The following is a 20,306-nucleotide window of genomic DNA, read 5'->3' on the forward strand; positions in this document are numbered from 1 at the left end:
ACCCACTAGAAGTCCAATCCAAGATCCCGTGCGAGTTCTCCGCCAACGCTTTCGCCAACAACCTTTTCCTGCTGGTCTGACGCTCCATATTGATCCTCGCCCTGTACCGAGTCACTCAAACGTCGGACACTTCCGCCGCGAGCAGTGAACGGAGGAGACGATATAACCTGACGCACAGTCGATTCCTTAATGGAAAAAGCCTGCATCAAGTCATGGACCAACTGCTCACTGGAAACACTTCCACCAGCCTTATCGATTTCCTCCTCAACGAGCTCTCTCACGCTGGTATACGGACGTAGATTCCATTCCACAAGGGCCCACGAGTCAATATCACTCCGCGTAAACCTGGGATCGGGACCCAATTGGACTCTCAAGGAACTCTCATTGACCACACCCCCCATTCGTGACACGAGGAGGGCGAGCGATAGCGGATGGTTCGCCTCCTTCAGGATGTCCCATGCTCGACCCTTTAGTGTCCCACGCCTAGGATTCTCGCAACGTGCTTCGCCATCTTCGCCCTCAATAGTCTTGATTTCGATCGCCGAAGTTGCATCCACTACCCAACTGTTGCCGCTGAGCTTGGCGCCGAAGATTCGATACACGATCTCTTGCACATGAGCCGACAGCTGCTCCCTGCCCTCCAATAGCGACCCGAGGGTCACACCCGAATCATCTTGACTCAACGTTGAAGCCAAGGAATCAAGCTCGCTCAAGAGAGTTCTGTGACCCCCCCGGATCGCAGCGGAAGTCGCCACCAAAGCTTCCTGAGGCGCCGACGACCCAGAAGCATCCACCGCAGCATCATAAGCCTCTCGGATTACCTGTGGAATGCGTCCTCGATCTGCAATCTCGTAGCCACTTTGGCGCGCCCATGTTCGAATATCAGGAAGCCGCCCATGCGCCGCCTTTACATTTACTTCAGTAGAAGCTCGCACTTCCCCAACAAATGCATTAAAATCAGGTTCCCGCGCAGAAGATTCGCAATTGCTCTCTAGGGAAGTACCTGCGGGCGACCTATCCCCACTGGCTCGATCGGCAACCTCGGATTTACGAAGACTCAACTGCCCATTAACGTTCGCGAGCCCACAATAGTCCAGCCATGAATCCAGATCGGATCCGTCCCATCCCTGCCGGCTAAGAATCTTTCTGGAAACGTCTACAGACATAACCTCATCAGGTTCAATGCCGAGGGCCTCCAGAGTCAATCTCCGCTCCTGGTGTAGGTCTCCTCGGTAAATCCATTCCCCATCGATACTAACCCTCCGCAAGATCGAAAGCACGGAGAGAGAATTCACCTCACTACCAGGAACCACCTTCTCTAGCCAGGGAAGCCGATTCAGGAGCGAGCCATGAGGAACTGGGGCTGCCACTGCATGATCGAAGATTTCCGTCACTGCAGCCAATTCGCTCGACTCTGCTACAGCATTTTCAAATAGTTGCCCTATAACCTCCGAGAGTTCCTGCATGCGCCCTGGCATCGAACTTTGCACTGCGTCACAAGTGACGACTTGTTGTGGTTCGCCTGCGCAAAGTTCACGAAGGAGAATTCGTCTCTTCTCATGATCCAGATCAGCAATCCATGCAACCAGAGGATCGTCTACTGAGGGGGCAGGAGGAGCACTCGCACCCAGACACGCAGCGCGCATACACTCTCCCAAGATCTTCGCAATTTCCCGCCTCGAGAGCCTCGGCAACTCCATAATTAGGTTTCGCGGTGTCATTTTTCGGAAGTCACTGATACTCCGAATCCTGAGCTCAGTCAGTGCCCCATCTCTGATACCTTCCGGTCCAAGTAGGCCTTCTAGCGCCATTCCGTCTGGAACCGATGGAATCAATAGGCCGATTCGCTCGTCCAAGGAGTCTCGCCGAGACAAGATGAAGGAACCAAACATTTCGAACACATCGTCCATTGAGGGGCGCCTCGCCCCTGTTTCCGCAGGGCTTTCTTTGGCCCACCATTCAACAGGCCCACCGAGTCGCTGAAGCTTGAGGAGCTCTTGCGCACCTAGGTACTCCACCCACGGAAAGTGATGAATCCACGTAGCAGCCTTTCGCCCCGTTCCCTCTGATGACATTTCTTCGTTCCCACCCACCACTAGTCACCAATCAAAAGATCCACTCGCGCGGAGACTCGCCCACTGCGATTGACCTAAAGAACATCCTTGATCTTATTCAAGTACAGCTGAGTGAAACTGCCCCAATGCTTCCGCAGCTCCCCGTACTGCTCGTCGGGCGTCCCGTGCTGCGTCTCCGACTTGGCGTACGCCACGATGAGAAGCATGATTGCCTCCATGGCACGCTTGGCTGTCGACGAGACGCTACTGCCGGCGCCATCTCCGTTCGAACCTCCAGCGAGTTCTCGAAGCGGCTGGTACATCTCGCGGTAGAAGACATGCCGTTCATTTAGGCGGATGAAGGTCTGCTCACCAAGATGGGTGATCTCGAACATCTGATCGCCCGGGAAGTCGACCGTTTCAATCACGAACGGCAGATCTGCAATCCCCTGGACGTAGGCGTCCTTCTGTTCCACCGTGTGGGCCTTGCCAGCATCCTTTGCCATGTCCTCATATGCCCGCGCCTTCTCCATGGGTGTGGGCATGGACTTGATCCTGGACTTCGGCATCGTCCGGTCTGCTTTTTTCACAGCCTCAGCAATAGGCGCATGCTCTCCCGAATTCTCAGCGCGCTCCCTGTCCTGCTGCCCCCAGATCCTTTGCAGCTCCGCACGGACGCCGGGAATGATCTTCTTGGCGATGTCACGCAGCGTTTTCCGCAGCTCATCGGAGGGGACAGCCCCCCTCTTCACGTTGCGGACTCCCATGAGTCGATCCAACTCGGGAGTGAAGCGGACCTCGAACCCAATGAACCGATCTGGAGTCTGCACGCCCCCGGGGTACAGGCGAGGAACCATCGTGTAACTGATCTCACGGTCATGGCGGAGGAAGCTGATTGCTCCTTCGTTCTCGGGCAGACGCAGTTGCTTCGCCATTGCGTCGCCGCCGGATCCCTTGTGACGAAGGGCCTCGGGCGGTGCGAGGGTGATCGATACGTGGATCTTGTGGCTCGTTCCTTCGACAGGGACCTCCTCATCGAAGAAGACCTGTGGTTCGAAGTGGTAGTTCCCAGTTTGGTTGGGAAGTTTCGAGCTCCGACGGAGTTCCTCCGTCAGCACGTAGTCCGCCCAAGTCCCCTGCCTGCGAAACGTGGGATCGTGCGGCCGAAGGTCAAGTCCATCAACCGTGATTCGAATACCGCCGCTGAGGAACTCCCGGAATGCCCGGGAGAGTTCCTTGTTGAGCTCATTGCGTACATGGTCAGGGGTGCTCCTACCCTGCCCATCCGACACTCGGTCAATCTCGGACCACAGCACCAGAGTGCCTGATCCCTCCGGGAAGTACGCAAGAAGGTGAGGCGGGATGGGCTCTTCATCCGGCGGCTCAATACCAACCTCGCGCCCGTTCTTCTCATCCCTCACAGCTTCGCCCAGGTCGAAGCGGACGTGCTGAATATGATCGCTTCCCTCAACCCGCGACCACGCCTCCATGCGCATCGCCACGCTGAGACCCGCGAGCTTCGCCCCTACTCCGAACTTGCCAATGGTGTCGTTCGACATGAAGCGCGTAGAGAAGCCGAGCTGAAGGTAGTGATGAAGCGTCGCCTCCTCCATGCCCTTCCCATCATCGATGAAGGCGATCTGCCTGATTACCTTCTTTCGGTTCAGCTGACCCTCTTCGGTCACGATCTGAATATGGTTGGCGTTGGCTTCAATGCTGTTGTCGACTACCTCGCCCACAGCGGATGGGAAGTTGAAGCCGGACTCCCTCAGGCTCATAAGGGCCTGGCCGGAGAGAACAACTGGGATGGCTTTGCCTTGGACGTCAATCACGGATTTCCTCCTCACAGCGCCTTGCACTGTGTCGTTCGACTTGTACAGCACGTCACTTGGATGTTTTGGAGTTATCAGGCACTTCGGAAAAGGTGGGGGGTGATGAGGGTGGGGTGACCTCCTGCTGTCTGCCTGGTCACCCCACCAACTCAAGTGGGTGGCAGCCGACCGTTGTGGAACAACGGGGCTATCCGGGGCAGCCCACTATGACTGGGGAACGATCAGCTTCTCGGTGAACTCACGCAGCGAACGACGTGCGCGGTCAATCGTTGCCACCGATACCCCTGCCCGCTCTGCCGTAACAGCGGCAGGCTCCCCTTGAATCAACCCCCGGAGGCATTCGGTGCCGTGTGCGCCGAGCGTAAGTGCGTAGTCGTTCAGTTCCTGGATGATCTCGTCCGCGAGGACGCTCTCTTCCGGAGTGATGTAGGAAACCAGTTCGGCGTTTACGGCACCGTCAGATGCGTACGACACCAGGCGACGGTGGCGTGCATCGGCCAGGGGCCGGCCCGCTGCTGCTGCGCGGGAGTTGTCCCTGGAGCGGCGGTTGGTCCGGCGTGCGTCACGCAGGAGACTGCGGCAGAGGAAGTTCGGGTTGTCTGCGGCCCGCTTCTCTCCGAGGGCCAAGTTGAGTGCGGTGTCGATCTGATCCATGAAGGCGGTGGTCCGCGGCCCGTGCTCGTACATCTCATACAGGCGGCACATCGCGTCGATCCGCACGTGACACAGCTGGAGCTTCACAGCTCTCCCTCTTGGTACCCGCCGACTATACGGTGGGCCCATGTTGGTGTGACCTGCTGTCCCTTTGGCCCTCGTCGCCATCTGGTCGACTCGGGCATCAGCAAGTACCTGAAAGGTAGCCCATCCCACTGACGATCGTCCGTGGAACGGCCTCCCTACATATGGGACAGCAGGTGACCGAACTCCCTCACAAGGAGCGGAACTTGACTGGTGCCCCATGCACCTACGCACGCACCAGGACCACGTCACGTAAGGGTGTCACCGGCCTCGGAGTCAGCCCACTTCGGCGTGCAGAGCGCCTGACCAGCAGAGTTGGAACCAGAGGCCGGAAGCGCTCTCCCCTTGCTCCAGCAAGGCCAGTTGCCTCTCCAAAGTTTCGACGTGCACGGCAGCGGTGGCGAGCCCGTCGGGGGCGGCCTTGCGCAGCACCCTCCCCTCACGGTTCCTCCAGCGGAGGTGCGCGTGAGCGGCGCCGCGTCAGAACTTGATGTCCCCGATCATCGCGGTCACCCCGGAAACGAACCGCGTGAGCTCGGGCGCCATGGAGGTACTGGCGAGGAAGAACCCGAACAACGCGCTCGCCACGGCGGGACCGGGCTTCAATACCCCGCTCCGGATGAGCACCACCACCACGATGCCGGTCAGCACGAAGAGGGAAACGCTGAGCGTCATCGCGCCTGCACCTCCCCTGTCGGTCGCCGGCCGATCCGGCGCGCCCTGCCGATCGCGCTCCCCAGGGCCGCGGGACGAGTGAGCAGCCGCGGCCCCTGGGGCGGGACATGCCAGTGCAGGCCCGGCGGGTTGGTGGCGGTCGCGGGTGGCACGACGAGATGGCAGCGCTGACCGAGGGGGACGGTGCCGGGTTCCTGCCAGGTGGCGGCCGTGCCCTTGGGGACCAGGAAGCACAGGCGCAGGGTGGTGCCCTCCTCGCCGAGGATCACCGGTCCGACGGGCTCGTCATCGGCGCGCAGTAGATCGATGGCGTGGAGGCCGATGGTCTCGTCGACGCGTATGACGTCCCACCATTGGCCGACGGAGCAGAGTTCGGGGTCGTCACCGATGGGCATCCAGCGTGGCGGGAGCGCTGGGACGCGGGGGTGGTCCTGCGGCATAGAAATGGCCTCCTCACGATCGTCGGTGAGAAGACCATTCCACGCCTACCGCGCCGCGCACGGACAGACTGTCCGCGCCTGTTCAGGGTGAACCCCCTTACAGATTGCTCAAGTTGTGGTAACTCCGGCCCACCGGCCGAACGAGGCGAGTTCGTGGGAGGGGTGGGTGTCCATGCGCAGCAGCGCGGCGGAGGTCTCGCGGGCTGAGGGGTGGAAGCGGGTGTGGTTGGGGGCGACCTTGCGGGCTCTGCGCAGGTCAGCGAAGGCGCCGGCGCGGTCGCCGACGCCGAGTTTGGCCGAGGCGACGTCGATGAAGTGGTGGCTGGAGCGTTCGCCGACCGTGGTGGCCGGGGGCGCCCAGTCGCGGCCGGGGGTGTCGGACCACTGGGCGAGAAGGGCGAGCGCGTGCTCGGTGTCGCCCATGTCGATCAGGGTGTGGACCTCGTGGATGCGGATGTTGGTTGGGCCGAAGGACATCTCGTAGGCGAGGGAGTCCTTGTTCCCGCCGAGCTGGGCGACGGCCTCGGCCTCGCGGAGATAGGTCTCGGATTCCTCGGCGTTGTTTTGCCGGGCTTCCAGGACGGCGAGTTTGAGCAGCATGGCCCCGTCGACGGCCAACGCGTGCTGGGTGTAGGAGTGCTCGGGCTGGAGGCGTTCGAGTTCGCGCCGCAGGGCGTGGAGTTTGGTGCGGGCCTGGGCGTAGGCGCCCTGGCGGAGCATCGCGCCGACGACGAGGTAGCCGGCGGTGAACTGCATCAGCGGGTCGCCGGATCGATCGGCGGCCCAGCGGACGCGTTCCAGGGCGGTGCCGGACAGATCGTGGTGGCCCATCTTGTGCGCCAGGGAGTTCGCCGCGCGGTACGCGCGGGCGAGTTGCCAGTACGCCTTCTCCCGCTCGCCGTTGCGACCGTTCAGGGCGAGGTGGGTGAGCTCGGTGATGACGGCCGGGAGTAGAGGGCCCATCGGCGCGTACCGTCCGTCGCGGCGCAGCGCGGCGACCGGCCCAGGAACGCAGAGTCAGGGATGGCGTCTCAGACGTGGCACGAGCACACCCCTCGCAGCCCGAAAACCTGACGCTGGGAGACCGCCTCCGTATCGCACGCAAGACGCGGAAGCTGTCCGCAGCCCAACTGGCACAGAAAGTCGCGATCTCCCCCAGCTACGTCCAGAAGCTCGAGTCCGGGGTGCGCAAGGCGTCCCCCTCGCTCATTCTGGCCCTGGCCAAGGCGCTGTCGGCTAGTTTGTCGAACCGGGTGGCGACGGCACGGAATTGCTTGAGGCGGCAGAGGCAGCGTTCGACGAAGTTGCGGGCCTTATAGCCTTCGGTGTCGAAAGCGGGTGGCCGCTCGCCGACGGAACCGCGCCGCTTCCGGTTGGCGATCTAGTCGGCGCGTTCGGGGATGACGGCCCGGATTCCCCGCCCGCGCAGTCCAGTGCGGATCGCGCGGCTGGAGTACGCATGGTCGGCCAAGACCTGGTCGGGCCGGGTCCTGGGCCAACCGGGAACGCGGACGGCGTTCATCACGGACTCGAAGACAGTGGAGTTTTTGATGTTCCCGGGTGTCAGGATCATGGCCAGGGGCAGTCCGCGGCCGTCGCCAGCGAGATGCACCTTATTGGTCAGACCCCCGCGGGACCACCCCAGCGCCTGGCGAGTCTGCCAGTGTTCCGGATCTTCCAGTCCGTCCCGGCATCCGCCCCCTCTTGCGGGCGTCGGCGGCATGCTGGTGCGCCCGGTTGGTGGTGGAGTCGACCGAGACGGTCCACTCCACTGCGCCGACCCCATCGTCGCGGACCTGGACATGCTCCAACAGCTGGCACCCCGGTACTCTCGCCCACCAGTCCAACAGCGGCCCTGACCGGAACGAGCCTGCCGCTGGCCTGGATGAGGATTCCCGCGAGTGCCGCTGCGCGGTGACCAGATATCTGTGCGGGCGATCCGGTGCGGCTGCGACAATGAGGAACGAGCAGCAGATGCGGCCGGGGGAGCAGCAGACGCACCCGGCCCGCCTGACAGGAACATGCGATCCGGGGGACCGTGCCAAAGAAACGCAACGCCGCCCAACGCATCGGGGCGATCGGAGAGGACCGGTTCCGGCTCTCCTGCCAGGAGAACTTCATCATCCCCAACAAGGTCGAACACGACTTCGGGTTCGACTTCCTGTGCCAGCCGGACCTGGCCGCGAGTTTCGGCCGGACCGGACCGGTATCCGGAGTTTTCGTCGGCTTCAGCGTCCGCGCGACGAATCGGGACGACGGGCGGATCAGGCTGAACCGGGCAGATGCCGAGTGCCTCCTGGCGGCCCAGTTCCCGACCGGTCTCGCCCTGGTAAAGCTAAACGGGCCGAAGTCCGCGGCCGTCTATTTCCGGATGATGGACGCCGCCTTCATCGTGGAGCTGTCCCATTTTCTGGCGTCTGCCAAAAAGGCTAAGCACTTCACCCCTGAGGACATGCGGCCCGTGGCGGAGATCCGGGACGCGATCGGGGAGGTCGGCGCCCCCGGCTACCTTGAGCAGGTGCGTACCGACGCTGCCCGGAGGATTGCCGAACCGATCACCGGACCAGTCCAGATCCAGATCCACCGCGATGCCGACAGCCAGGCAACCCTCATCACATCCTTGGACCTGTACGCGTGGTTCGAGCAAGGAACACCCGCTGAGCAGGAGGCGCTCTACCTGGCGACCTTCGGTGAACCGGCGCGACGTGACCAGAGGATGCGCGAACTCGCGCTGAGCGGCAAGGTCATGGGGGGGGCTGGCGCACCTGCCCCAGCCGTATGTGCTGGCCGGTTTCGTCATGGACCATCCCACCACGGTGTGCGTCCAGACCACTCCCGTGTCCGCGGAACTGCCGGTGCTGCGCACCGCCAACGAGCACCACTTCGGTTACGTCTACCCTGCGGGCTTCGCCCTGACCGTTTCCGCCCGAGTCGAGAAGGACGGTCAGTACGTCCACCTGATGCAAGCGCTCGCCGACCCGGACAGCGACGCTCTCCTTGCCGACCATCCGGTCCTGCTTGACTTCCTCACCACCTGCCACCCCGAGTCGGTCTTCTGTTTCGACAACGGCGACGGACTGACTCTCGATGTGACGGACTTCGATAGCTTGGGCGATCTGGCCCGGTGCGCGGCGGCCTACCGCGATGCCTATAGCCTGGACGGCTGGGACGCGGTGCCTGTCATGGTCAAAGACATGGCCAGCCCGGAATCCCGAAACTCCCTTGTGTTCCTCGGCTCGGCAGCCGACCCGCAGACCCAGCCGATCCCCCGGGGACTCCTCTTGGCGGCGCCGGAGGTGGAGGAGAAGGACTGCGACACCGCGTCTGGGACCATTAACGTCCCAGTTGTCTGCAACCTGGCCCACTCCAGCCTCGTCGCCTGGTTCTCCGGCCACGGATCCGTGCTGTTCCATGATGGTGATCTGTGCGGATTCAAGGTGCCCGCCTTCCGCGTGGACACCATCGAGGTGCTTCCCCGGGTGCCGAGCCGGTCCCTGTTCCCACGAGTCCTGCTCGGGCCGCGGACGCTGATCTGGGACGAAGGACGGTGGCAGGAGAGCGACGCCGACACCGGGCTTCGGGCAGACGGCGTTCGCCTTCGTTTCCAGCTGGACTAGTACTCCAGCATAATTCCCCCGTCTGACCTGTGGGTTTCGGCGGGCGGCTGGAGCACTAAGCCGCTTTTGACATGACGCCCGGAATTGTGGCACCCATCGCCCACTCGACGGCAGCCACGACCTCGTCGTCCGATGCCTCCAGCAGGTGTCCGTACCGGTCGACCGTCGTCGTGATCGACTCGTGCCCGAGGCGGGCCTGTATCACCGGCAGAGGGACCTTGCCGGCGATGAGCCAGGAAGCGTGCGTGTGGCGGAGGTCGTGAACACGCGGCCGCTTGGTGAGGCCGGCGGCGTTGGCCGCGTCCAGGGCAGGCTTCCAACGGTGTGCATGGAACACACCGGAGTGCCAGGCCGCACCTTCTGGCGCAGTGAAGACCAGGTCGGTCGGCTTCTTCCCCAAGCAGCGCCGCTTGAACAGCTTCACCTGCTCCGGGGTGAGCACGAGAGTCCGTCTCGACTTCTTGGTCTTGGGGGCGCCGAGGAACGTCCCGCCCTCTCCACGCCGCTGCCAGGCGCGCTGCACGCGGAGCGTCGGCCGCTTCGACGCGAAGGTGAAGTCCCGAGGTTGCAGCGCCGTCACCTCGCCCCACCGGAGGCCGGTACTCACCAGCGCGTCGACGATGTCGACAGCGTCGGCACGCACGTGCCTCCTGAGGAGGGCGTACTCCTCGGGTTCGAGGAAGACCTTGTCATCCTCGGTGTCGTTCCCCTTGGGCAACCGCGTGTGGGCGCAGGGGTTCGAGTCGCGCAGGGCGGGATCGGCGCTCACGGCGGACTGGAAGATGCTGTAGAGCAAGCCGTGAAGATTGGCGATCGTCTTCGGCGCATACGCCCGGCGCTTCGTGCCCGCAGGGTGCAGGGGGCCAGGCCTCCCGTGCTGAAGGTCCAGAATCCACAGACTGATGTGATCTCGGGTGAGCCTGCTCCCCCGGTCCGAGACTGACAGCTCGCCGAACCACGGGATCATGTGGTTATCGATGAATCTGGTGTAGTTAGTTCTCATATGTTCTGATATGTCCGTCAGCAGCCCCACATAGGCGTGCGCGTAGACAGAGAACTTCTCCGAGTCCGGCATCTCAGGCTCGCCCGGCTTGACGAAACCCTCGCCCTTGACCCACTCCGGCGGCCATTGCTGTCCGTGACCATTCACCAGGTCGCGGAAACGTTTCGCCGCCCCTTCGTCGTCGAAGGTCTCGCGCTGGGTCTGCCCCGTTCGGGAGCCACCAGTCCGCCACATCACGGTGCATGAGGGGTCGCCGCTCAGGCGTTCATTGGTCCTGACGTAAGCCATACGAAGGAGCCTACGGCGAGTCGGTGCAGCGTTCGTGCAGCGAACGGCGGGGCCCGACTAGCCTTGAAACGGCGTTTCCGCAGGTCGCGACGTTTCTGCAGTGGTGGGGCGGGTGGGACTCGAACCCACGGCCGACGGATTATGAGTCCGCTGCTCTAACCGGCTGAGCTACCGCCCCGTTACGGCGTGGCGCGTACACGTGTGCGCACCGTCTGCCGCAGCATAGCCGGTCATACGATCTCCTGCTGCGGATGGTCGGCTTCGCATGACCATGAAGACCGCGCTGCGTGCTGCCCGGTTCCGGCCGGTGCGAAATCGCCCCGAAAGAGTCGTCGGCAGGGCTTCGGCGGGCATACGAAAGAGGACCCCGAGGGGTCCTCTTCCTTACCGCTCCCCCGACTGGACTCGAACCAGTAACCCTCCGGTTAACAGCCGAATGCTCTGCCAATTGAGCTACAGGGGATCGCGCTCCCCCGACTGGACTCGAACCAGTAACCTGCCGGTTAACAGCCGGCTGCTCTGCCAATTGAGCTACAGGGGATTGCTGCGTTGCATCGAATCGTACCTACCTGGCGGCTGCCGAGCGGCGCGCGTTCGCTGCGACACATACATTAGCGCAAGCAGGGGGGTGCTCCGCCAATCGGTATGGCCCGGGGTGATCTCGGGTGCGCGCGGGTAGGCGGCCAGCACACGTCCCACAGAGCGAAGGAAGGGTGGCAGCCATGCGGTACCGGCTCACGTTCATCGCCGGAGTGGCCCTCGGTTACGTGCTCGGCACGCGAGCCGGGCGCGAGCGCTACGAGCAGTTGAAGAAGTCCGCACAGCGGTTCGCCGAGAACCCCGCCGTGCGCAACGCGGCGGAGTCCGCCGCGACCGGCGGCCGGGAGTTCGCGGGCAAGGCCTACCACTCGGTGAGCGAGAAGGTGGGGGACAAGGTGCCGGTCTCCGTCTCCGACCGGGTGCGTTCGCTGCGGGAGCGCAGTGGCCACAACGGTCACAGCGGCAGCGACGACTGGGGCACGACGAACACCTGACCGGGCCCGCTGCCGGGTGCCGGTCGGCGCCCGGTACGGCAAAGCTCCGCCGGTGCGGCAGAATCTGTGTATGGGCATAGTCGCCGGCTTGGACAGTTCATCCGCCTTCACTCACATCGTCGTCTGCGACGCGGACTCGGGTGCGGTGCTGCGGCAGGGGTATGCCGCGCACCCCATCGAGGCCAAGGCCTCCGAGGTGGATCCGCAGGCATGGCTGCTCTCACTCGGTGAGGCGGCTTCCGGCGGTCTGCTCGAAGGCGTGCAGGCCATCGGCGTGTGCGCGCAGCAGCACGGGCTGGTGCCGCTGGACCGGCAGGGCAATCTCGTGCGTCCGGCGCTGCTCGGGAACGACCGGCGGGCGCAGGTCGCCGCGGCCGATCTGATCGACGGACTGGGCGGCCGGCAGGCCTGGGCCGAGGCCGTCGGGTCCGTCCCGCAGGCCGCGCAGCCCGTGGCGAAGCTGCGCTGGCTGGCCCGGACCGAGCCGGAGAACGCCCAGCGCGTCGCCGCCGTGATGCAGCCGCACGACTGGCTGGTGTGGCAGCTGCTCGGCCGCCCCAATCGCCGGACCACCGACCGCGGTGCCGCGTCCGGCACGGGCTACTGGTCGGCGGGCTCCGGCTCCTACCGGCCCGATCTCGTGGAGCTTGCGCTCGGCCACCAGGCCGCGCTGCCCGAGGTGCTCGGCCCGTCGGACGCCGCAGGTACGACACCCGAGGGGCTGCTGATCTCGGCGGGCACCGGCGAGACGATGGGCGCCGCGTTCGGGCTCGGGGTCGCGGCGGGTGACGCCGTGGTGTCGCTGGGCGCCTCGGGTTCGGTGATGGCCGTGCACCACGAGGCGCTGGCCGATCCGAGCGGGATGATCACCTCCTTCGCCGACGCGACCGGCATGCACCTGCCGGTGGTCCACACGTCGAACGCGGTACGCGTGCTGCGCGGCACGGCCGAGATGCTGGGCCTGGACGATCTGGACGAGCTGTCGGCGCTGGCCCTGAAGTCGACACCGGGTTCCTCGGGGCTCGTGCTGCTCCCGTACCTGGAGGGCGAGCGCACCCCGCAGCTGCCGCACACCGCGGGAACGCTGAGCGGGCTGCGGCGCGAGTCGATGAAGCCGGAGCATCTGGCGCGGGCGTCCTTCGAGGGGATGCTGTGCTCCCTGGCCGACGCGCTGGATGTGCTGCGCGGCCGGGGCGTGGAGGTGCGGCGCGTGTTCCTGCTGGGTGCGGCGGCGGAGCTGCCGGCCGTGCAGGCGCTGGCCCCCGCGGTCTTCGGTACGCAGGTCGTCGTACCGCAGCCCGCCCAGTATGCGGCGCTGGGTGCCGCCCGGCAGGCGGCGTGGGCGCTCGGGGCCTCCCAGGGGTCCCTCGACCCTCGTACTCCCCCGGCCTGGCAGGGTGCGGCGGCGCAGGTGCTGGAGCCGGGCGAGGAGCTGGCGGTCGGCCGGGCCGTGCGCCAGCAGTACCGGGCGACCCGGGACCAGGTGCATCCGGGGGCGTTCGGCGGCGCCGTCTGAGGCGCACGGGAGCCGGCCTGATTTGACCTGGGCTTGAGCAAAAGTGTTGGAAGTTGTGGGGCGGCGTACCGCAGGATGGACCGGCCTTTGCCGTTCGCCGACTCCGAGAGACACGCGTGCTCATAAAACTCCTGCGGGCCTACCTGCGCCCGTACAGAACCCCCATCGTGCTGCTGGTGCTGCTCCAGCTCCTGCAGACCTGCGCCACTCTCTATCTGCCCAGCCTCAACGCGGACATCATTGACAACGGTGTCGTCGCGGGAGACACGGGTTACATCCTGGAGTTCGGCGGCGTGATGATCGCCGTCAGCATCGCCCAGGTCCTCTGCAACATCGGCGCTGTCTACTACGGGGCGCGGACCGCGTCCGCGCTCGGGCGGGACGTGCGGGCCTCCGTCTTCGACCGGGTGCAGTCGTTCTCCGCACGCGAGTTGGGGCGCTTCGGCGCTCCTTCGCTGATCACCCGCACGACCAATGACGTGCAGCAGGTCCAGATGCTCGTCCTGATGGCGTTCACACTGATGGTCTCGGCGCCCATCATGTGCGTCGGCGGCGTCATCATGGCGCTCGGGCAGGACGTCCCGCTGTCGGCCGTGCTGCTGGCCGTGGTCCCGGTCCTCGGTGTCTCGGTGAGCCTCATCGTGAGGAAGATGCGGCCGCTGTTCCGCATGATGCAGGAGCGGCTGGACACGGTGAACCGGGTGCTGCGCGAGCAGATCACCGGTAACCGTGTGATCCGCGCCTTCGTCCGTGACGGCTACGAGGAGCGGCGCTTCCGCGGCGCCAACACCGAGCTGACGGATGTGGCCGTGTCCACGGGCCGGCTGATGGCACTGATGTTCCCGGTCGTCATGACGGTGGTGAACCTGTCGTCCATCGCCGTGGTCTGGTTCGGTGCGCACCGCATCGACAGCGGCGGCATGCAGATCGGTGCGCTGACCGCGTTCCTCGCGTACCTGATGCAGATCGTCATGTCCGTGATGATGGCCACGTTCATGTTCATGATGGTGCCCCGTGCCGAGGTCTGTGCCGAGCGCATCCAGGAGGTCCTGGAGACCGACTCGAGTGTGGTGCCGCCGACGGCCCCGGTCACGGAGCTGCGCAAGCACGGCCATCTGGAGGTGCGGGGTGCGGAGTTCCGCTACCCCGGGGCCGAGGAGCCCGTCCTGCGCTCGGTCGACCTCGTGGCGAAGCCCGGCGAGACGACCGCGATCATCGGGTCGACGGGCAGCGGGAAGTCGACGCTCCTCGGGCTCGTACCGCGGCTGTTCGACGTGACGGACGGCTCCGTGCTGGTCGACGGCACGGACGTGCGGACACTGGATCCGGTCCTGCTGGCGAAGACCGTGAGCCTCGTCCCGCAGAAGCCGTATCTCTTCTCGGGCACGGTCGCGACGAACCTGCGGTACGGAAACCCCGACGCGACCGACGAGGAGCTGTGGCACGCGCTGGAGGTGGCCCAGGCCAAGGAGTTCGTGGAGCAGCTGGAACACGGTCTGGACGCGCCGATCGCGCAGGGCGGCACCAATGTCTCCGGTGGTCAGCGGCAGCGCCTGGCGATCGCCAGGACGCTGGTGCAGCAGCCGGAGATATACCTCTTCGACGACTCCTTCTCGGCGCTGGACTACGCGACGGACGCCGCGCTGCGCCGGGCACTGTCCCAGGAGACGGCGGGAGCGACCGTCGTGATCGTGGCACAGCGGGTGTCCACCATCCGTGACGCCGACCGGATCCTCGTCCTGGACGAGGGCCGGGTCGTCGGGACGGGCAGCCATCACGAGCTGATGGACGGCAATGAAACCTACCGGGAGATCGTGCTCTCCCAGCTGACGGAAGCGGAGGCCGCCTGATGGCAGGGCCGGGCGGGCGGATGATGGCCGGAGGGCCCACCGAGCGGTCCATGGACTTCAAGGGGTCCGGGAAGCGGCTGCTCAGCAGGTTCAGCAGGGAGAAGGCCTCGCTGTATCTGATGCTGGGCGCCTGCACGCTGAGCGTGGCGCTCTCGGTGGTCGGACCGAAGATCCTCGGTGGGGCCACGGACCTCATCTTCGCGGGGGTCGTCGGCCGGCAGATGCCGGAGGGCACGACGAAGGAGCAGGCCGTCGACGGCCTGCGGGAGAAGGGCAGCGACGGGCTCGCCGACATGCTGTCGGGAGTGGACTTCACCCCTGGTGAGGGCATCGACTTCAGCGCGGTGGGGAACGTCCTGCTGGTGGCTCTGGTGATCTACGTCGGCGCGGGCCTGCTGATGCTCGTGTCGACCCGGCTGTCGATCCGGGTGATCAACCGGGTCGTGTTCCAGCTCCGCGAGGACCTGCAGACGAAGCTGGCGCGGCTGCCGCTGTCCTACTTCGACCGGCAGAAGCGCGGCGAGGTGCTGAGCCGGGCGACGAACGACATCGACAACATCTCGCAGACGATGCAGCAGACGATGGGCCAGCTCATCAACTCCCTGCTGACCATCGTGGGCGTCCTGATCATGATGTTCTGGATCTCGCCGCTGCTCGCCCTGGTGGCGCTCGTGACGATCCCGCTGTCGGTGTTCGTCGCGGCCCGGGTCGGCAAGCGGTCGCAGCCGCAGTTCGTGGCGCAGTGGAAGGTGACGGGCAAGCTCAACGCCCACATCGAGGAGATGTACACCGGGCACACCCTGGTGAAGGTCTTCGGGCGGCAGAACGAGTCCGCGAGGGACTTCGCCGAGCAGAACGACGCCCTGTACGAGGCGGGCTTCAGGGCCCAGTTCAACAGCGGGATCATGCAGCCGCTGATGATGTTCGTCTCGAACCTGAACTACGTGCTGGTCGCCGTCGTCGGCGGGCTGCGGGTGGCGTCGGGTGCGCTGTCGATCGGTGACGTGCAGGCGTTCATCCAGTACTCGCGCCAGTTCTCGATGCCGCTGACCCAGGTCGCCTCCATGGCGAACCTGGTGCAGTCGGGTGTCGCCTCGGCCGAGCGGATATTCGAGCTGCTGGACGCCGAGGAGCAGGATCCCGACCCGGAGGGGGCCGTGCGGCCCGGGGAGCTGCGCGGCAACGTCGCGCTGGAGAACGTGTCATTCAGGTACGACCCGGAGAAGCCGCTCATCGAGGATCTCTCGCTGAGTGTGGAGCCCGGTCACACCGTCGCGATCGTCGGTCCGACCGGCGCCGGAAAGACGACGCTGGTCAATCTGCTGATGCGGTTCTACGACGTGACGGGCGGCCGGATCACGCTCGACGGCGTCGATGTGGCGAGGATGTCGCGCGACGAACTGCGGTCGGGCATAGGGATGGTGCTCCAGGACACGTGGCTGTTCGGCGGCACGATCGCGGAGAACATCGCGTACGGCGCTTCGCGCGAGGTCACCCGGGAGGAGATCGAGGAGGCGGCGCGGGCGGCCCATGCCGACCGCTTCGTCCGTACCCTGCCGGACGGCTACGACACGGTGATCGACGACGAGGGCTCCGGGGTAAGCGCGGGCGAGAAGCAGCTGATCACCATCGCGCGGGCGTTCCTGTCGGACCCGGTGATCCTGGTGCTGGACGAGGCCACCAGCTCGGTGGACACGCGTACCGAGGTACTGATCCAGAAGGCGATGGCCCGTCTCGCGCACGGCCGGACGAGCTTCGTGATCGCGCACCGGCTCTCGACGATCCGGGATGCCGACGTGATCCTGGTGATGGAGAACGGCTCGATCGTCGAACAGGGCACGCACGACGAGCTGCTGGCGGCCAAGGGCGCCTACGCCCGGCTGTACGCGGCGCAGTTCGCGCAGGCGCTGGCCGAGGTGGACTAGCGGAAGCGTGCTGACGGGCCGTCCGGCTGCCTGCCGGGCGGCCCGTCGGCATGTCTGCCGCCGGTCGGGCGGCCATGTCAGTCCAGGTAGCCGCGGAGCTGGTCGGCGAAGGCGTGGTCCCGCAGCTTGTTCAGGGTCTTGGACTCGATCTGGCGGATGCGTTCGCGTGTCACGCCGAAGATCCGGCCTATCTCCTCGAGGGTGCGGGGCCGCCCGTCGTCCAGCCCGTAGCGGAGCTGGACCACCTTCCTCTCCCGCTCGCCGAGGGTGGAGAGCACCGCCTCCAGGTGTTCGCGCAGCAGGAGGAACGCGGCGGACTCGACGGGGGACGTGGCGTCACCGTCCTCGATGAGGTCACCGAAGGCGACGTCGTCCTCCTCGCCGACGGGGGCGTGGAGCGAGACCGGTTCCTGGGCGAGACGCAGGACTTCGCCGACCCGTTCGGGCGTCAGGTCGAGCTGGGCGGCCACCTCTTCGGCGGTCGGCTCGTAGCCGCGCTCCTGGAGCAGCCGGCGCTGGACGCGTACGACCCGGTTGATCAGCTCGACGACATGCACCGGGACCCTTATGGTCCGGGCCTGGTCGGCGAGGGCACGGGACATCGCCTGGCGGATCCACCAGGTCGCGTACGTGGAGAACTTGTAGCCCCGGGCGTAGTCGAACTTCTCGACGGCCCTGATCAGCCCGAGGTTTCCCTCCTGGACCAGATCGAGCATGGTCAGTCCGCGGCCGACGTAGCGCTTGGCGACGGAGACGACGAGGCGGAGGTTGGCTTCGATGAGCCGCCGCTTCGCCATGCGTCCCATCACCACGAGCCGGTCCAGGTCGACCGCGAGCCGCGTGTCCGGGTCAGGGGTGCCGGCGAGGCGTTCCTCGGCGAACAGTCCCGCTTCTACGCGGCGCGCCAGTTCCACCTCCTCGGCGGCGGTGAGCAGCGGTATCCGTCCGATCTCCCGCAGGTACTGGCGGAAGAGATCGGACGACGGACCGCCGGCTTCCGTGCGGCTCCGTGGCTCCGGGGGTTCGGGAACCTCCACCGGTTCCTCCATCACCGGGTCGGGTGCACCCTGGGGCGGACCTGCCGCCTCGGGATGACGCGTGGCCCGGTTCTGCGCGGGAATCGCCGGGACATGCTCGGTCGTGGTCGTCACGGTCCGGGTCTGCACGGGGGCGACCTCCAGGTGATCGCTGCCGGATCGCGGGGATGGGGGTCCGCGCCTTCGGTGGACCGTCCGCGCTCCGATGACTCAGGCACCGGCACCCAGTGTGGGGTACGACACATCGCCGCCACGAGGGGCGTGCGGTGACTTTCTGAGTCCGGTCCGTGACCGGGTGATTACCGGACGGGGCCGGAAGCTGTACGGATCAGAGCGCGTCGGCGCCGTTGCTCCGCAGCGACTGGGCGTACTGCTGGAGGACCCAGACCTCGTTCTGCGCGGCGGCCAGGTGGTCGGGGGCCACGTTGCTTCCCAGGCGGGCGAGGCTGCCCTGGACGTCGTCGATCCTGCGGTCGACCGCGCGCAGGCGGACCTGGACGAGTTGCATGCCCGCGTACGTCTCGTCGATGGACTTGCCGTGGAACACCTCGACGGCGAGCTCGGTGACGAGGTTGCGCACGGTGTCGTTGGGCGCCACGTCCAGGACGTTGACCAGGTAGTCGCGGGTCTCGGCCAGCCCCTGCTCGGCGCCGCCCGCCTCCGCGATGCACTGGCGCACCGCCGCGTAGGGCGGGGCGGTGAACTCGTCGATGCCGTAGGCGTCGAAGGCCGGGGAGACCAGGGCGGGCTTCTGCAGGGCGAGCTTGAGCAGTTCGCGCTCGGTGCGGTGGGCGGGGCTGCGGAGGTTGAGCGCGGGGCCGGAGGGTGCCGAGGGGGCCTGGACCTGCTGCTGCGGGGTGCCGCCGCGGGAGGGGCCGCCGCCCTGTGCGGGGCCGCGGTCGCCGCCCCGGTCACGGGCCCAGCGGGCGATCTGGCCGACGCGCTTGACCACGAACTGGGTGTCGAGGATGCCGAGCAGACCGGCCAGCTGGACGGCTACCTCGTGCTGCGAGGAGCTGTTCTTGATCCGGGCGACGACGGGAGCCGCCTCGTCGAGCGCGGCCGCGCGGCCGGCCGGGGTCTCCAGGTCGTAGCGCCCGACGATCTGGCGCAGCGCGAACTCGAAGAGCGGGGTGCGGGGTTCGACCAGGTCACGGACGGCGTCGTCGCCCTTGGCCAGCCGCAGGTCGCACGGGTCCATGTTGTCCGGGGCGATCGCGATGTACGTCTCGGCGGCGAACTTCTGGTCGTCCTCGAAGGCGCGGAGGGCCGCCTTCTGGCCGGCGGCGTCCCCGTCGAAGGTGAAGATGACGCGGGCGCTGCCGTTGTCCATCAGGAGCCGTCGGAGAATCTTGATGTGGTCGTTGCCGAACGATGTGCCGCAGGTGGCGATGGCGGTGGTGATCCCGGCGAGGTGGCAGGCCATGACGTCGGTGTAGCCCTCGACGACGACGGCCCGGCTGACCTTGGCGATGTCCTTCTTGGCCAGGTCGATGCCGTACAGCACCTGGGACTTCTTGTAGATCGAGGTCTCGGGGGTGTTGAGGTACTTCGGGCCGTTGTCGTCGTCGCGGAGCTTGCGGGCGCCGAAGCCGACGATCTCTCCGGAGGTGTCGCTGATCGGCCACATGAGCCGGCCGCGGAAGCGGTCGATGGGGCCGCGGCGGCCGTCCTGGGAGAGGCCTGAGCTGATGAGCTCCTTGTCGCTGAAGCCCTTGCCGCGCAGATAGCGGGTGAGGTGGTCCCAGCCGGCGGGGCTGTATCCGACGCCGAAGTGGGCCGCGGCATCCTGGTCGAAGCCGCGCCCGGCGAGGAACGTGCGGCCGATCTCCGCCTCGGGGCCGTTCAGCTGCTCCCGGTAGAAATCGGCGGCGATCTTGTGCGCCTCGACCAGCCGGATGCGTTCGCCGCGCTGGTGGGAGGGGTTGTAGCCGCCCTCCTCGTACCGCAGGGTGATGCCCGCCTTGGCGGCGAGGCGCTCGACCGTCTCGGAGAAGGTGAGGTGGTCGATCTTCATCACGAAGGCGATCGTGTCGCCGCCCTCCTGGCAGCCGAAGCAGTGGAAGAGACCCTTGCTCGGGCTCACCTGGAAGGAGGGGGACTTCTCGTCGTGGAAGGGGCACAGGCCCTTGAGGTTTCCGCCGCCCGCGTTGCGCAGTTGGAGGTACTCCGAGACGACGGCGTCGATCGGGACCGCGTCCCGGACCGCCTTCACGTCGTCGTCATTGATCCTGCCTGCCACGAGGGAAGTCTACGGGTGGGGTCGGACATCCGGGACCGGCCGGCGGCGGGGCCGG

General features: G+C 66.0%; 15 protein-coding genes, 3 tRNA genes and 1 pseudogene. 6 read left to right on the plus strand and 13 right to left on the minus strand.

The annotated features are described in order from the left end of the window. Nucleotides 1-5: 5 nt before the first annotated feature. From ACFQ6X_RS01540 to ACFQ6X_RS01565, 6 genes are all read right to left on the minus strand, one after another. Complete coding sequence (locus tag ACFQ6X_RS01540; protein ID WP_383174197.1) at nucleotides 6-1,466, minus strand: histone-like nucleoid-structuring protein Lsr2; 1,461 nt, start codon at nucleotides 1,464-1,466, stop codon at nucleotides 6-8. Between the two features lie 683 nt (nucleotides 1,467-2,149). Beyond that, nucleotides 2,150-3,937 (minus strand): ATP-binding protein, encoded by a 1,788-nt coding sequence (locus tag ACFQ6X_RS01545; protein ID WP_383174200.1) that lies wholly within the window; start codon nucleotides 3,935-3,937, stop codon nucleotides 2,150-2,152. Between the two features lie 153 nt (nucleotides 3,938-4,090). Then, nucleotides 4,091-4,627 (minus strand): hypothetical protein, encoded by a 537-nt coding sequence (locus tag ACFQ6X_RS01550; RefSeq protein ID WP_383174203.1) that lies wholly within the window; start codon nucleotides 4,625-4,627, stop codon nucleotides 4,091-4,093. 477 nt (nucleotides 4,628-5,104) lie between these two features. After that, nucleotides 5,105-5,299, minus strand: a complete 195-nt coding sequence (locus ACFQ6X_RS01555) for a hypothetical protein (RefSeq protein ID WP_383174206.1) — start codon at nucleotides 5,297-5,299, stop codon at nucleotides 5,105-5,107. Further along, nucleotides 5,296-5,739 carry a hypothetical protein gene (locus ACFQ6X_RS01560; RefSeq protein WP_383174209.1) on the minus strand — a complete coding sequence of 148 codons (444 nt, stop codon included), beginning with the start codon at nucleotides 5,737-5,739 and terminating at the stop codon, nucleotides 5,296-5,298. The genes ACFQ6X_RS01555 and ACFQ6X_RS01560 overlap by 4 nt, the downstream gene beginning before the upstream one ends. Before the next feature lie 108 nt (nucleotides 5,740-5,847). Further along, nucleotides 5,848-6,702 (minus strand): hypothetical protein, encoded by an 855-nt coding sequence (locus ACFQ6X_RS01565; RefSeq protein ID WP_383174212.1) that lies wholly within the window; start codon nucleotides 6,700-6,702, stop codon nucleotides 5,848-5,850. Between the two features lie 74 nt (nucleotides 6,703-6,776). On the opposite strand from ACFQ6X_RS01565, the gene ACFQ6X_RS01570 reads away from it, so the two are divergent. Then, complete coding sequence (locus tag ACFQ6X_RS01570; protein ID WP_383174215.1) at nucleotides 6,777-7,058, plus strand: helix-turn-helix domain-containing protein; 282 nt, start codon at nucleotides 6,777-6,779, stop codon at nucleotides 7,056-7,058. On the opposite strand, the pseudogene ACFQ6X_RS01575 reads toward ACFQ6X_RS01570, so the two are convergent. Continuing rightward, nucleotides 6,974-7,580, minus strand: a pseudogene (locus tag ACFQ6X_RS01575) (IS5 family transposase); the annotation flags it as partial. The gene ACFQ6X_RS01570 and the pseudogene ACFQ6X_RS01575 sit on opposite strands and share 85 nt — an antisense overlap. Nucleotides 7,581-8,537: 957 nt before the next feature. Between ACFQ6X_RS01575 and ACFQ6X_RS01580 the strand changes: the two are divergent. Next, nucleotides 8,538-9,356: a hypothetical protein gene (locus ACFQ6X_RS01580; protein WP_383174218.1), complete on the plus strand. Its 819-nt coding sequence runs from the start codon at nucleotides 8,538-8,540 to the stop codon at nucleotides 9,354-9,356. Between the two features lie 55 nt (nucleotides 9,357-9,411). Here ACFQ6X_RS01580 and ACFQ6X_RS01585 read toward each other — a convergent pair whose 3' ends face one another. From ACFQ6X_RS01585 to ACFQ6X_RS01600, 4 genes are all read right to left on the minus strand, one after another. Next, the gene (locus ACFQ6X_RS01585) at nucleotides 9,412-10,647 is read right to left on the minus strand and encodes a tyrosine-type recombinase/integrase (RefSeq protein ID WP_383174221.1); all 1,236 of its coding nucleotides are present in this window, start codon (nucleotides 10,645-10,647) and stop codon (nucleotides 9,412-9,414) included. A 101-nt stretch (nucleotides 10,648-10,748) separates the two neighbouring features. Beyond that, a tRNA-Ile gene (locus tag ACFQ6X_RS01590) sits at nucleotides 10,749-10,825 on the minus strand. 212 nt (nucleotides 10,826-11,037) lie between these two features. After that, nucleotides 11,038-11,110, minus strand: a tRNA-Asn gene (locus ACFQ6X_RS01595). Nucleotides 11,111-11,115: 5 nt separating this feature from the next. After that, a tRNA-Asn gene (locus ACFQ6X_RS01600) sits at nucleotides 11,116-11,188 on the minus strand. Between the two features lie 181 nt (nucleotides 11,189-11,369). Between ACFQ6X_RS01600 and ACFQ6X_RS01605 the strand changes: the two genes are divergently transcribed. From ACFQ6X_RS01605 to ACFQ6X_RS01620, 4 genes are all read left to right on the plus strand, one after another. Continuing rightward, complete coding sequence (locus ACFQ6X_RS01605; RefSeq protein WP_329211308.1) at nucleotides 11,370-11,681, plus strand: YtxH domain-containing protein; 312 nt, start codon at nucleotides 11,370-11,372, stop codon at nucleotides 11,679-11,681. 70 nt (nucleotides 11,682-11,751) lie between these two features. Then, on the plus strand, nucleotides 11,752-13,197 hold the full coding sequence (locus tag ACFQ6X_RS01610) for an FGGY family carbohydrate kinase (protein ID WP_383174224.1): 1,446 nt from the start codon (nucleotides 11,752-11,754) through the stop codon (nucleotides 13,195-13,197). Nucleotides 13,198-13,313: 116 nt separating this feature from the next. Then, nucleotides 13,314-15,047, plus strand: a complete 1,734-nt coding sequence (locus tag ACFQ6X_RS01615; RefSeq protein WP_383174227.1) for an ABC transporter ATP-binding protein — start codon at nucleotides 13,314-13,316, stop codon at nucleotides 15,045-15,047. Next, entirely contained in the window at nucleotides 15,047-16,972 is a 1,926-nt protein-coding gene (locus tag ACFQ6X_RS01620; RefSeq protein WP_383174230.1) for an ABC transporter ATP-binding protein, read from the plus strand. The genes ACFQ6X_RS01615 and ACFQ6X_RS01620 overlap by 1 nt, the downstream gene beginning before the upstream one ends. Before the next feature lie 77 nt (nucleotides 16,973-17,049). Here ACFQ6X_RS01620 and ACFQ6X_RS01625 read toward each other — a convergent pair whose 3' ends face one another. Both ACFQ6X_RS01625 and dnaG read right to left on the minus strand, forming a co-directional pair. Next, nucleotides 17,050-18,138 (minus strand): RNA polymerase sigma factor, encoded by a 1,089-nt coding sequence (locus ACFQ6X_RS01625; protein WP_383174233.1) that lies wholly within the window; start codon nucleotides 18,136-18,138, stop codon nucleotides 17,050-17,052. 199 nt (nucleotides 18,139-18,337) lie between these two features. Then, nucleotides 18,338-20,251, minus strand: coding sequence for a DNA primase (dnaG, locus tag ACFQ6X_RS01630; RefSeq protein WP_383174236.1), 1,914 nt, complete (start codon nucleotides 20,249-20,251; stop codon nucleotides 18,338-18,340). Between the last annotated feature and the right edge of the window lie 55 nt (nucleotides 20,252-20,306).

Source organism: Streptomyces sp. NPDC056452 (genome assembly GCF_042796085.1).
Taxonomy (GTDB): Bacteria; Actinomycetota; Actinomycetes; order Streptomycetales; family Streptomycetaceae; genus Streptomyces.